Annotated in this window: 11 protein-coding genes; 4 read left to right on the top strand and 7 right to left on the bottom strand. The window is 48.8% G+C overall.

All coding sequences use genetic code 11. The features are described from left to right. The first annotated feature begins 1 nt into the window (after window position 1). The 3 genes from R3B84_15290 (at window position 2) to R3B84_15280 (ending at window position 6,097) form a co-directional block, all read left to right on the top strand. The gene (locus tag R3B84_15290) at window positions 2-2,497 is read left to right on the top strand and encodes a DUF1592 domain-containing protein (GenBank protein MEZ6141935.1); all 2,496 of its coding nucleotides are present in this window, start codon (window positions 2-4) and stop codon (window positions 2,495-2,497) included. Window positions 2,498-2,609: 112 nt separating this feature from the next. Continuing rightward, on the top strand, window positions 2,610-3,932 hold the full coding sequence (locus R3B84_15285; GenBank protein MEZ6141934.1) for a DUF1552 domain-containing protein: 1,323 nt from the start codon (window positions 2,610-2,612) through the stop codon (window positions 3,930-3,932). 206 nt (window positions 3,933-4,138) lie between these two features. Further along, complete coding sequence (locus tag R3B84_15280) at window positions 4,139-6,097, top strand: hypothetical protein (GenBank protein ID MEZ6141933.1); 1,959 nt, start codon at window positions 4,139-4,141, stop codon at window positions 6,095-6,097. 14 nt (window positions 6,098-6,111) lie between these two features. On the opposite strand, the gene R3B84_15275 is transcribed toward R3B84_15280, so the two are convergent. The 3 genes from R3B84_15275 to R3B84_15265 form a co-directional block, all read right to left on the bottom strand. Further along, window positions 6,112-6,357 carry a hypothetical protein gene (locus tag R3B84_15275; GenBank protein ID MEZ6141932.1) on the bottom strand — a complete coding sequence of 82 codons (246 nt, stop codon included), beginning with the start codon at window positions 6,355-6,357 and terminating at the stop codon, window positions 6,112-6,114. Window positions 6,358-6,426: 69 nt separating this feature from the next. Further along, entirely contained in the window at window positions 6,427-7,101 is a 675-nt protein-coding gene (locus tag R3B84_15270; GenBank protein ID MEZ6141931.1) for a hypothetical protein, read from the bottom strand. 125 nt (window positions 7,102-7,226) lie between these two features. After that, window positions 7,227-9,722, bottom strand: coding sequence for a hypothetical protein (locus tag R3B84_15265; GenBank protein ID MEZ6141930.1), 2,496 nt, complete (start codon window positions 9,720-9,722; stop codon window positions 7,227-7,229). Between the two features lie 203 nt (window positions 9,723-9,925). Between R3B84_15265 and R3B84_15260 the strand changes: the two genes are divergently transcribed. Further along, the gene (locus R3B84_15260) at window positions 9,926-10,492 is read left to right on the top strand and encodes an ECF-type sigma factor (GenBank protein MEZ6141929.1); all 567 of its coding nucleotides are present in this window, start codon (window positions 9,926-9,928) and stop codon (window positions 10,490-10,492) included. Window positions 10,493-10,987: 495 nt separating this feature from the next. Here the strand turns inward: R3B84_15260 and R3B84_15255 are convergent, their stop codons facing one another. From R3B84_15255 to metF, 4 genes are all read right to left on the bottom strand, one after another. Beyond that, entirely contained in the window at window positions 10,988-11,227 is a 240-nt protein-coding gene (locus tag R3B84_15255; protein ID MEZ6141928.1) for a hypothetical protein, read from the bottom strand. A gap of 815 nt (window positions 11,228-12,042) precedes the next feature. Continuing rightward, the gene (locus tag R3B84_15250) at window positions 12,043-12,306 is read right to left on the bottom strand and encodes a hypothetical protein (GenBank protein ID MEZ6141927.1); all 264 of its coding nucleotides are present in this window, start codon (window positions 12,304-12,306) and stop codon (window positions 12,043-12,045) included. Window positions 12,307-12,344: 38 nt separating this feature from the next. Further along, the gene (locus R3B84_15245) at window positions 12,345-12,581 is read right to left on the bottom strand and encodes a hypothetical protein (GenBank protein MEZ6141926.1); all 237 of its coding nucleotides are present in this window, start codon (window positions 12,579-12,581) and stop codon (window positions 12,345-12,347) included. Window positions 12,582-12,688: 107 nt separating this feature from the next. Further along, window positions 12,689-13,594, bottom strand: coding sequence for a methylenetetrahydrofolate reductase [NAD(P)H] (gene metF, locus R3B84_15240; protein MEZ6141925.1), 906 nt, complete (start codon window positions 13,592-13,594; stop codon window positions 12,689-12,691). Window positions 13,595-13,651: the final 57 nt, after the last annotated feature.

The raw sequence follows: 13,651 nt of genomic DNA, 5'->3' as shown, positions 1-13,651 counted from the left end.
GATGAATTGGTGGGTAAAAATCGCAATCGTCGCTGGGTGTTTCATCACGGGCTGCGTGCTGGCTGGCATAATCGTCAGTTGGGACACTATCGTGAACGGCGGCTATTCGAAAGATTTTAAGCCAATCCCGACCAGTATACCCGCACCGCGAACTTCACCGGTGGCACAACAGGCAGTCGGCAGCAGCACAACGGACGATCAGTTCGTGGTTTCTCGAGCGGAGCCACCCGTCAAAGCTGCAACTGCTTCACCAGAAGACAGTTACAACAACGTGGTCAAACCATTTGTTACCAAATACTGTGGTTCCTGCCACAATAATGACAAGCAATCAGCGGGTCTGGTGCTGACCGAATTCGCCGATGCGAAAGCAGCTATGAAGGAACTGGACACGTGGGAGATGGTCAAAGACCAGCTCAGCACGAAACAGATGCCCCCACGGAAGCACCAGCAGCCAGAGGATAAAGAACGAAAGGCCGTGGTCGACTGGATCAGCAGTATTCTGGTGCAGCCAGATTGCGACAGTATCGATCCGGGCCGCCCCACGATCAGGCGCTTAAACCGTGCAGAATATAACAATACCATCCGCGATCTGGTCTATCTGGATCTGAAACTCGCCAGCCAGTTCCCCACCGACGATGTGGGCTACGGCTTCGACAACATTGGCGATGTGCTATCCCTGCCACCACTGCTGTTCGAAAAATACCTGACTGCCGCGGACGAAGTGGTGAAGGCGTTATTGGCCAGCAAAGCGGGCAAGGCAACGAATAAAGAAGTTTTTCGCCCACAGAACGTGCAATCAACCCTGGGCCGCGAATCGAAACAGCGGGAGCACGTAGCACTGTTTGCCAATGGTTCCGCCATCATTCCCTACGAGTTTGTCGAAGCGGGTAATTACCAGATTCGAGTGCGTGGCTATGGCACCCGTGCGGGTACCGAACTGCCCAAACTGCAGATTTTTCTCGATGAAACCTTGCTGAAAGAATTCGATGTGAGTGCACTGGAAGAGAAGCCGGAATTTTTTGAAATCACCACCTTTGTGCGTGCAGGTCGGAAGAATGTCCGCTTCACTTTCCCCAACGATCATTACGAACCGGAAGCGAAAGACCCGAAAATGCGGGACCGCAATCTGTTCCTGGAACTGTTTGAACTGATCGGCCCGATCGTTCCTGCGAAAAACGAAACGGACAAGAGTGCATATGATCGGGTCTTTTTCCAGAAGCCTGCCAGTACGGCCAATAACCTGTCCACCGCACGCACCGTAGTGGAACGCTTTGCCGAGCGGGGCTATCGCCGCCCATTGAAACCAGGGGAACTGGATCGCCTGTTGAAAATTTACGATCTGGCAACAAAAGCTGGACTGCCTTACGAAGAAGCGGTAGGGCAATCGCTGAAAGCGGTGCTGGTTTCGCCCCACTTTTTGTTCCGGGTGGAGCAGGAAGCCAGCCCACAAGTGAAAGAAATGGCCTATCCAATCAGTCAGTTCGAGCTGGCCAGTCGACTGTCCTATTACATCTGGTCCAGCATGCCCGACGAGACCCTGATCGATCTGGCAAAGCAGGGGAAACTTCGCGAACCGGCGGTGCTGGCTCGCCAGGTGCAAAGAATGTTGGAAAGCCCCAAAGCATCCGCACTGACACGGAACTTTGCTGGCCAGTGGTTGATGTTACGAACTTTGGAAACTGTAACACCAAATAAGGAAACTTACCCAGGCTACAGTAACGAACTGCGGCAGGATATGATTCGGGAAACAGAACTCTATTTCGATTACATTCTGCGGGACAACCGCAGTATTCTGGAACTGATTGATTCCGACTATACCTTCGTTAACAACCGCCTCGCCAAACATTACGAGTTACCAGGCACCTACACCAGCGACTTTCAGCGAGTGGTGCTGAAAGACCGCAACCGAGGTGGGGTGATTACCCAGGCTTCCGTTCTGACAGTAACTTCGAATCCAACGCGAACTTCACCCGTCAAACGAGGTAAGTGGATTCTGGAAAGTCTGTTAGGTGCACCCCCACCCCCACCTCCACCGAATGTGCCAGAACTGGAAGAAGGGAAAGATGCCTTGACTGGGTCTCTGCGGCAACGGATGGAGCAGCACCGCCTGAACCCGAATTGTGCGGTGTGCCACGATAAACTGGACCCACTGGGCTTTGGGCTGGAAAACTTCGATGGCGTAGGCAAATGGCGTGCCAAAGATGGAAAATTTAACATTGATTCCAGTGGTGAATTGCCAGATGGGTCAAAATTTTCATCTCCAGCAGAACTGAAACAGGTTCTGATGGCGAAATCGGACCAGTTTCGCAAAAATATGGCGGAACAAATGCTGACATTCGCTTTAGGGCGGGGGCTGGAAAAATCTGACCGCTGTGCGGTACAGGAAATTGTGAAAGACCTGAAGGCGGGCAACGACAAAATGCATGCACTGGTACTGGCAGTAGTGAACAGCCCCGCCTTCCAGATGCGTCGGAGTGCAGCATTTAACCCCAAATAATCGCCCCGACAGATGAAAAAATGCTCATCGTCTCAGTTCTTCATAGACCTGGGGCCGATTATCAGTTAAACTGTAATTTGAATACCTACCTCTCTCCTTCTGGAGAAAAATCATGATGTTGGATCGACGAACGGTATTAACGGGCCTGGGTGTATCAATCACCCTTCCCTGGCTGGAAACTCTGGCGAAGGCTGCAGGCACCACCGCCGCAGCACCCAAGCGTTTGCGGGCTGCTTTCCTGTACGTACCAAACGGCGTGCACATTCCGGACTGGATGCCCACGGTTGAAGGGAAACTGACCAAATTACCCCCACTGCTGAAGGCGTTGGAACCCCACCGCGACAGCATTAATCTGTTTGGCAATCTGACATTAGATAAGGCTCGTGCGAATGGCGATGGCCCTGGCGACCACGCACGGGCACAGGCCGCCTTCTTAACAGGCCGCCAGCCACGCAAGACCAATGGTGCCAATATTCGCGTGGGCAAATCTGCTGACCAGTACCTGGCAGAAAATATCGGCAAGCAGACCAAGTTTGCATCGCTGGAAATTGGCATTGAACCTGGTCGTCAGTCGGGCAACTGCGATTCTGGCTATAGCTGTGCCTACCAGTCGAACTTCTCGTGGCGGAATGATTCGACACCCAATGCCAAAGAAATCGATCCGAAACTGGTATTCGAGCGACTGTTTGGCAGCGGCACCGCAAACGAAAAATCGATCTCGCAGGCAAAGCGGGACCAGTTGAACAAGAGCATTCTCGATTTTGTAAATGAAGAAGCAAAGTCGATTTCCCGTCAGGTCAGCAGTGCGGACCAGCGGAAACTGGATGAATATCTGGTTGCGATCCGCGAATTGGAAATGCGGATCAACAAGCAGGAACCCACCGAAAAGGTCGAACGGCCAAAAATCAATATTCCCGCCCGCGTCCCACGTGATGTGCGGGAACACCTGAAGATCATGAGCGATCTGATGATTCTGGCTTTTCAGGCCGATCTGACCCGCGTGGTGACTTTCCCGTTTGCCAACGATGGCAGCAATCGGAATTATGAGTTCATTGGCGTGCCAGATGGCCACCATAATCTGTCCCACCATGGCCGTGATCCGAAGAAGATCGAAAAGATTGCCCGCATCAATGCATTCCATGTGCAGCAACTGGGCTACATCCTGACCCGCCTGTCCGAAATCAAGGAAGGGGACAGCTCGCTGTTGGACCAATCGATGATTGTCTACGGCAGTGGGATTGGTGATGGGAACCGCCACAACCACGATGACCTGCCGATACTTCTGGCAGGCAAAGGTGGAGGCTCGATTTCCGGTGGGCGATTTATTAAGACCAAAAAAGAAACCCCACTGATGAACCTGTATATGGCAATGTTCGATCGCTTTGGATGCCCCGCACCCAGCTTTGGTGATAGCACCGGCACGTTGATTATCTGATTGACGCACCATGTGCTACAGAACTCCCACATTCATTAAAACCTCATTCATGAATTAATTTTCATTAATTCAGTTTTTTTCTCGATTCTCCAATAGTTCAAGAGACCTTAAAACAGCCACTTTGCTGGCTGTTTTGATCCATGGCCGATCTTCTTCGAAGGCATAAAACTGCATGGACTCCGAAATTACAACATGAGGTCGTCCATATGTCGATCAAGGCAAGTTGGCGAGAACGCCTGCGCTATCGCGTAGACAATTTTCTGGCGAAGGGCAGTGGATCGCTGTTTCTCGCACTGTTTGTCTCTTTTCTCATTGCATTTGCAATTATCATTGGCGTGCGAGCGGTGCTGAATTACTTATCGCCAGATCCAGATACGCCGTTTTTTCAGCAAATCTGGCTGACGTACCTGCAATTGACCGACCCTGGAAACATGAACCAGGACAACACCACCCCAGCCGCATTCAAAATTGGTGCAGTTATCGCGGGAATGACGGGGGTGATCATCTTTTCGTCGCTGATTGCGTTTTTGAACACTGCACTGAACCAGGCAATTTCCCGCCTGAAACAGGGCCACACCCGCGTGCTGGAAACCGGCCACACCCTGATTCTGGGCTGGGGCCCACGGGTGGGTGAAATTCTGCGTGAACTGGCCGAGGCCAACGAAAGTGAATCAGACCCTGTGGTCACAATTCTGGCTGAAGAAGAAAAAGATAAAATGGACGCAGAACTTGCGACGACATTCCGCGATCGCAAAAATACACGTCTGGTCACCCGCAATGGCTCAACTGCCTCGCTGACAGCACTGGAACTGGTGAATGCCCCAGATGCCAAATCGGCGATAGTACTGGCCACATGCGGTGCTGCTGCCACACCAGCAGAAAAGTTTGCCAGTGACGCAAGAGTAATTAAAACCGTGCTTGCTCTGGATACCAAGGTGGGTCAGCGGGATGACTTCAAGATCGTTGCAGAAATCTTCAGCAGCCGCAATCGCCAGGTAGTTCAGGATATTTCGCCGGAACGAGTGGTAGTCGTGGATGCGGAAGAGATTCTGGCCAAAATCATGGTGCAGACCTCACGCACCAGTGGCTTGTCGGTTGTTTATGCCGAACTACTCAGTTTTGAAGGCTGCGAATTCTACTTTTACAAGGCAGAGTGGAACAATATCACGTTTGGGGCGATGCAGTACCACTTCCCGGATGGGGTGCCAATTGGCATCCGCAAAGCAGATGGCAAAATCATGGTTCGACCAGAACCAACAGCAATCCTGGCAGATGACGACGAAATCGTGATTGTTGCTCAGGACGATTCGACAATCGACTACCAGCAACAGCCCGTAGTCAAACCTCAGGATCGCCCGCTGCCTTCGAAGAAATTTGAGCAACGCCAGGAAAGAATGCTGGTGCTGGGCTGGAGCCAGAAAGCGCCCATTATTATTTCGGAATATTCCGACTATGTATTGGAAGGCTCGAAAGTAGATGTGGTCATTTCTGATCCTTCAGAGCAGATGCGGGCAAAGGTCGAAGCGGTAGCTGCAGAATCGGACACCATCCAGGTGAATCTGATTGACAAGAACCCGCTGGATGGTGACGAACTATTGTCATTGGAACCTTTCGGGTACGACAACATCATTATTCTACCCCAGCGTCCCGATGATGAGATGAATGCGGAACGCACCGATTCGGAAACGATCGTCGTACTGTTGCATCTTCGCCGAATCAGTAAGGAACTTGCAGAGAAAGGTATTACGGTGAAAACGAAGATACTCACCGAAGTGCTTGATTCGCAGAACCAGGATCTGATCAGCCGGGCTGGTGTGAACGATTTTCTGATTTCCGATCGAATTGTCTCCATGATCTTTGCTCAGCTGAGCGTCGATCCGCGGATACTCGATGTCTACAATGATCTCTTTGAAGAAGCCGGTTCGGAAATTTATGTCAAACCAGCCTCGCTGTACTTTGATAGTCTACCCCAACGATGTACATTTGCTGATCTGATGGCCCTGGCACAAAAGCGAAATGGTGAAGTATGCATTGGTTACAAGCTGAAAAGCCTGGAACAGGACCCCAGCAGTAATTTCGGCGTCACGCTGATCCCACCAAAGGACACAGAAGTAAATTTGTCGGCAGAAGATGCACTTGTCGTTGTTGCTGAAGATGAACGATAAATATCAGAACCGCATTACCAATCGTAAAGCCAACATTTTTCACCAGCTTTGTTAACCCACTGTTCTATTTCCGAATCATTAGGGAATTGTGCAGCGAGTGCTTTGAATATCTCCAAAGCCTGATTCGCTTCACCCCAGCATGCTCGCCCGAAGCCCACTTTGGCAGAAGCTGTGGCCAGCGCCAACCAATAACAGCCAGTCAACATCCCACCCATGCGTGGTGCGGAACGTTGGGCGACTTCTATAATTGTGTCTTTCATTCTGGTAAGCCACCGGTAATCGCAGTATTCGGTTTGCAGAACCCACAGGATTGATTCACTGTCTTCCGATTAGAACTGGTGCTCAACAAACTTTTGAAAGGCAGCCTCTTCCCAGGAAAGCGACTCATCAAGAATCAGCAGAGAAGTACCGCCACCTTCATCAATCACCCGGACAAGCCCTGTTTCAGCAGCCCGAACTTGTTGTTCCGCGATCGGCGCCACATACCATTGATCTTGATTGCCATTGACAACATAACCAACCAGCCGGTTTTTTTCGGTGGAATAGTTAGCCATCATTCGGCTGATGACCGCTCGAATGCTGCGAAGCATGGTTTGGGTGGCGTGAGGACCCTGTTCCAGTTGAATTAACTTCTTCATCAGTGGGTGTACCGTAAAAAACTTGTCCTGAACGGCAATCAGCCCTGCCTGACTTGCTAATTGAACAAACTGTGAGCGATCGGTAACCCATTCCAGGATCCATTTCATTGGCACGGGCTCTGGCATCAAGCTGGCATGCGCCAGTGCCTTGAGATATTCACCATCCAATGGGCGGAGTAACAATTGGATACGCTCCCACCACTGCTTCAGGATAGCATCCCGCTCTTCAGCACTGGTTGTGGGTATGATTTGAATCTGCTCTTGTACCCAATCCAGCCTCTGGTGAACAATCTGCAGCCATTGGAACAAATCAAAATGAAACAATTGGCTCTGATCCCAGGTATTCTGGTCAAACTCTTGTGACATGCGATCATTCCACTTCAAAGCCCGAAATTACGATCATATTGATAAATAATCAATACTTGAAGTGAAACAGTAGAAAATTTATTTGCTCTGGAAAGTGATAAATCTCGAAGTCGTATTCAAGCTAATCAAAGAATTGTCATGAAACGATTTGCTAGTACCGTTGGACTGAATACAGACGCCATCTGGTTCAAGTTAACTCTTGCACTGGTCTGGAATGATTTATTCTGTCCGCCAATCTGGTAGTCCAACTTCAGAGTCAGATTCAGATCCTGGTTCGGAGTCAAGCTACCACTGAATTTAACCTGTTTGATCACGAAGCTGTTGGCTATCGCACCCAGAGTGGCGTTCGTGGCCGTCTGGAAGCCACTGACTATCCCATTCGCTGCGTTCAAACCTGCAGTAGCCAATTCCCGCGCTGCCAGCAGACTGGCTACTTTCGGATTCAGATCAATGCCACCGTTTTCGACAATCCATCCAGCTGTTTTTCGAAAATTATTCAGTTCGTTCTTTGCGACATTCAGAGCCCAGGTTGCAGTGTTGTACAAGGCTTTCTGGCCGGTATAGGAAGCCCATGCAACACCTTCTTCCGATTTCCGAATTGCGTATTCCCACCAGGGAGCCGAATTCGTCCGCTTAATAGCATTCTGCCAGTTCGTGTATGCACTATTGACGCCCGGCAATAACCGATTCACTTCATTCTGAGCTGAGTTCAAGCTGTTCTGCAGCTTGGTTACCTCACCCATGAAAGCGTCATATTCTTTCTTCGCCTGTGCTCGAGCGGCAGAAATCTCATTATTCAGGCGATTCACTTCATTCTGTGCATTCGTCAGGTCACGTTTCGCTTTTTCAAATTCAGCGTTGGCACTATTGGCCAATTGACGAACTCCCTCAGTAATCCTGGTTCCGAGATCGTTCCGCAGTGTTGCTTCGAACTTCCAATCGGGCGAGCTGCTCGTTGGTGACTGGAACTTGAAGTCCGCCATTCCCAGTCCGGGGATCTGGCTGGTGATCTGGAAAGACATATTGGTTCTACTGACATTAATATTCACCATGTGTGTCGAACCGAGCAGATTCGCCTGACCTTTGATCAGAAAGTGCGAATCCAGTCGAGGAGCGATCAGAACATCGACAACGACGTTCTGAACCTTCACAATGCCCAGATCCAGCAGAGGCACATCGGCCTTGATCTGGAACGATGCTCCCCGGAAATCGATCAAGATATCGGCACTGCCCAGGTATTTTCCGTTCAGGTACAGTTCGCCTTTCGCACCGATGCCAGCTTCAATTCCAAGTGTGGAATCACTGCCCATGGTGGGGGAGTAGTTGATCGCGAAGTTCCGAAGCTCTATGTTGGGCAACATGTCAGCAGGGATGCTGGGGGCCAGTGGATTTTTCATCCGGATCAGATGATTCACAACAGCAACCAGTTCGTGACTGGATACCGATGAGAGCTCACCACGGAAAGCCAGATCGAACTTACCATCGTTATTCGCGAACTTTCCGGCTACATTGATGGTTTTTCCTGCAACCTGCATTTCCGCACTGAAGTCGATCGCTATCTGGAATCGGGTCTCAGTCTGGGTAACATCCTGGTCATTGGTGGTCGTTACAGTTTTCTTCACCACACTCAAACCAAGATTCGCAGCTGTGATATTGAATCCTTGCAGGCCGAAGGCATTGTTCCAGTTGGTAACGTTTGCAAACGCTTCCAGTCCAAATTGGTTTTCAGCTTTCACAAGGTTTGCACGGAAAGAGAGAACTGTTTCTGTGTTCGTCTGGACATCGAGTCCCATCCCGATTTTTAGATTCTCATCCGTCATATCCCCCTTGATGAACATGTAGGGATTATTCAGTGACCACCCTTCCGGAAGGTCAATGGTGAGCCCTTGCAGATATACTCGGACTTCGATGCTATCTTTAAGGTCACTCAGGATACTATCCTTGTTGAAGGACTGAACCAGGCTTTGTGCTGAGTAATCTTTAAGTCCAACCGCGTGGAACATCAGGTCAGGCGTTTCACCAGTGAATGGGGTGATTGCCTGATCAACGATGCTGCCATCGCGAATGCCGACCCCTGCGAGAACATGGAAGCCTTGGTTGAGTGCCAGTTTAAAGTCACCGGTGTATGCTGTGCCAACAAATTGCGACAGAGAATCCGTACCGCCACTTTCCAATGTCCGTGCGGCACTGGTGTAGATGATGATCGGGGATTTGAAATCGAACTGATTGATCAGCGGAAGATTGTTGATCATATCGCCGGAAGTGGCTTTGATAGCAATGGTCCAGTCTTCGGAGCCATTCACATCGGCGAGGACTTCAAACGATCCGAGACCGGCGATTTCCACCTGCCCTTTGATGGCACCGTCTGGATACGTCTGAACGTTTGTCATCAGCAGGTTGCTGAAGGGGGTATTGTAGGCTCCTGTCAATTCACCAATTGTGCTGAATGAGGCAGTTGGAATTACCTCCATGGTGGCCACTTGGGCTTGTTCGAAAAACTCTGTTGGCAAAGCGGTACTGAATGGATCGGCGGCCATCAGGTCGCGTCCTTCCAGTGTTTCAATGGACAGTCGAGTTTGTGGTTTGGTCGTTGCAACTTTGTGGTTTCGCTTGAAAAACATGTTCACTACCTCGGTTTTTGTTGGTTTCTGTTGACAACAGGTACATGTCGAAAGGGGTGTCCCACCCCGCAGAAAAAAATGAAAAAAGCACAAGATTTCTAGATTTTTCGTAAGTGCTTACATCGTAAGCGCTTACGAAGATGATTTTTCTTGCTCGCTCGAAATGTGCGTGGTAAATTACTTTGCATTTAACAGGAACAATCATGGCAGATGAATCAATTACTATCTGGCTGAAAGGTATTAAAAGTGGTGATGACAAAGCTGCTCACCAGATTTGGGAGAAATATTTTCACCGGCTTGTGGGAGTGGGTCGTAGAATCATTTCCAAAGCCCACGGAATCACATCCGATGAAGAAGATGTGGCACTGAGTGCTTTCAAAAGTTTCTGCCTGCGTGCAAGGGAAGATCGATTTCCAAAACTGGAGGATCGTGAAGATTTGTGGAAAATTCTTCTCACCATTACCCTCCGCAAAGCGTTTCGGAATAACCGACGAACGAACATGCCAATGAACAACGAGCAGCAATTTGCACTGGAGCAGTTGTGCGCAGAGCAGACCGCCGAAGAAACAGCATTCATGATTGAAGAACAACTGGAGCATCTTCTTCAGCGAATCGATGATCCGCGAATAAAAGAACTGGTGTTGGCAAAACTGGATGGGAAAACGAACCAGGAAATCGCAAAACAATTGAACAAATCTGTTTCCTTTGTGGAACGGAAACTTCAGCTGCTCCGCCAGCAATGGAACTATTTGCAATTTGAGGAAGCTTGATGATCAGACCATTGCTAAATTCTGAAAAAAATCAAATGGAACAACTGTCTCGTATAGATCATATCTGTGATCTGTTTGAAGATTCCTGGAAAATTAACGAACCTCGGAATATTGCTGAATTACTGAACTCACTCGACAACAGTGAACGAACAATGTTAATGATGCATTTGATGCGAATCGAGTTCGAATTGTTGTACAAGAACGAGCAGACAATTTAAATTCAAGACTATCTTCAATCGTTCTCGGAGTATATCAAAGAAATTGAGCAAGGATGGCAGCAATTTCTGAAGACATTCAATAGTGTGAGTCTAGCAACTTCCTCCGATCAATTACCGGAAATTTCGGGCTATGTAGTTGAAAAATAACTAGGCCGTGGGGGAATAGGGATAGTCTAATTAGCTCGTCAGATTGGCTTGAATCGATTTGTTGCAGTAAAAATGCTATTGTATTTATCTGCTGCTGATAAGTATCCGACAATAAATAAAATACCGAATATTATGATTCAAGATTCGGGTGAATCTCATAATTCCATTCACCATGAAACTTGTTCCGCTTGATCCGGCAGGTTGACAATTCTTGATCACTCACCTTTCTACCAGTTTGATAGCCTGTTTCGTCCAGCCATGCGTGTACTTCCAGCCCCGATTCTGTTCTGGTATTGCCAATCAGTTCAAACACAATCTCGACAGTTTCCAGTGGTTGACCTCGCCAGTTGGAACGAGTGCAACCGGTCATTCGGGAGGGTTGGGTAACTGATTTAGCAAATTGGGGTGTACAAAGATGGGTCTTTCTGCGGTATCAGGGGTTCTGACAACCAAACATCGCAGGAGACCCAATAATGATTATCCCAGGCACTGGAAGTAAATTCTTCCGGTGGATTGATTCCACCTGGAGAACAAATCAAGATCAAATCCCAGGAAGCGGGAGCAGAGGACAATATATCGGTAAGTCCATAGTGACTGGTAATTTCGATTTTCACGCGATTATCCACTTCTGATCAGCACATATTGCATCCGTATTTGTTAATTGCTCGGTCTGTTCACCCGCAGCAATTGACCACGCAGATCTCCTGTCGATTGAATTGCCGTGTCAATACGTTTCGCTTGCCCTTCAAAGTCACTGTCTACGGTGCATACGATGATTCCAAAATGAGCAGAATCTTTATTGTGCAAGTAAATGAAGTCTTTTCGATTGAGAGTCAATACTGCCCGTTCTGTTTCAATGGCAAACTGGAGGATTTCAGAGTACGAAACTGCTTCGCTGGCACGCCCAGTTTCCTGTATGGTTATTACATCATGTCCAAGTACGCGAAGGTATTGCACAACTGGAATCAGAAAGTTTTCATTGGAATATAAACTTGCAAAGTTACTTCCTCAAAGCTGATCCACAAACTTATATCTGGCAGATCGAATTTTCCTCTTCATTTTCAACAATTGCTTTTTCGATCTCATTCCGATGATTGCTTGCATACGCCCATGGTTGCACCAGATCTACTGCTCGCAATTTGGGAAATGATTGCAGAATCTGGACTTCGGAAAATCCCTGCTGTCTCATCCGGTCATGTACACACCTCTGGTTTCTTGTAATGCTTGTTGCAATAACTCAGCTTGTTCATCCGAAAGGAATTCGTCTTCTTGATCCCATTGATCGAAAATCAATTTCAATTGGGCTGCACGGTTTTGATTATTTTCCGAAGCTGGTTTTTCTGGTAATAGTTCAATACGCACGGCCTGTCCGTCAACCAGGGGGATATTATCATCCAGAATGATAACCCCATTTCTAACATGACCGCTGTAGTAAGGCAACGACTCCATCAAATCTCTCGTTCATTTCTGTATAAATCAATGATCCACTATTTTCTGCAATCGGGACAAATTACCTCATAGTCGTAGTTCACTTCGTCACGAGTCAATACAAGCCAACCAGATTTTTCCACAGATTCCGCCATAATACGGTATGGTGTTTGAGCACCAAGTTCATGTGACTCGCCTGTTGTGTACGCACCACACTTTGAGCATGAAAATCCAGCAAATATTAATGCAACAGAGTGAAAAGGATTATCCGCATCAAATCCATCATCTAGCTCCATTAAAGGAAATACTCCCTCTTACGCAATCTTATCATCATCGATACCATTTTACTTGTAGCAAGCTGTTAGTAATCATTATACTCGATTCACAAACAGCTTGTTTAATACTACCCCCGGAGGGCCTGGGAGTCGCTGACGCCGAGGTGGTGGTAGATCTGGATGCTGGCGTCGGACTTGTTGAGCGTGTAGAAGTGGATGCCACGCACCTGATTGTCCAGCAGGTCGCGGCATTGCTCGGTGGCCCAGTGAATCCCCACCTGGGCAACCGATTCATCATCGGCACAGCGACTGATCGCTTTCAGCAACTTGGCGGGAATGCGTGCACCCAGGGCCAGTTCCGCCATTCTTGTCAAACCAGCTCGCGTGGCAACAGGCATAATTCCGGCAATAATTGGCACTTTGATGCCAGCCAGCTCGCACCGTTCGCGGAAATCCAGAAAGTCTCGGTTATCAAAAAATAGCTGCGTGCAGATGTAATCTGCCCCCGCATCGATTTTGGCTTTCAGGAAATCAATTTCCTTTAAGCGGTTGGGCATTTCAGGATGGCCTTCCGGAAATCCTGCCACACCAATGCCAAAGCCACGTGGGCCGGGCACCGTGGTACGATTGCGAATGAAGCTGACCAGCTCCGATGCGTATTGAAAGGCATCATCACTGCGTTTGTAGTGGGGCATGTTGCGAGGTGGATCGCCACGCAGTGCCAGAATATTGTGCACCCCTTCGGCAGCGTAACGGTCGAGAATCTGGCCGATTTCGTCCAAAGTGTGGCACACACTCGTCAGGTGAGAGACCGCTGTCAGGTGGGTTTCCCGTATGATCCGCACCACCAGATCGTGCGTGCGTTCCCGAGTGGAGCCACCTGCACCGTACGTGACCGAAACAAACGATGGTTTCAACTGTTGCAGATTAGCAATGGTACGAAACAGTTCATTGGCCGCCTGATCATCCTTCGGTGGGAAGAATTCAAAGCTGAATGTGGTGCTGTCTCGTTCGAATATATCTTGTATGTGCATGCGAATGGTCGCTCGGCGTCTTTTAATCAAATTATGAAAAATGGGTGCGTGCGGCTG

Origin of the sequence: Zavarzinella sp., assembly GCA_041399155.1 — a bacterium.
GTDB lineage: Bacteria > Planctomycetota > Planctomycetia > Gemmatales > Gemmataceae > JAWKTI01.
The sequence above is the reverse complement of the archived record's forward strand: the minus strand, read 5'-3'. Positions and strand labels throughout refer to the sequence as shown.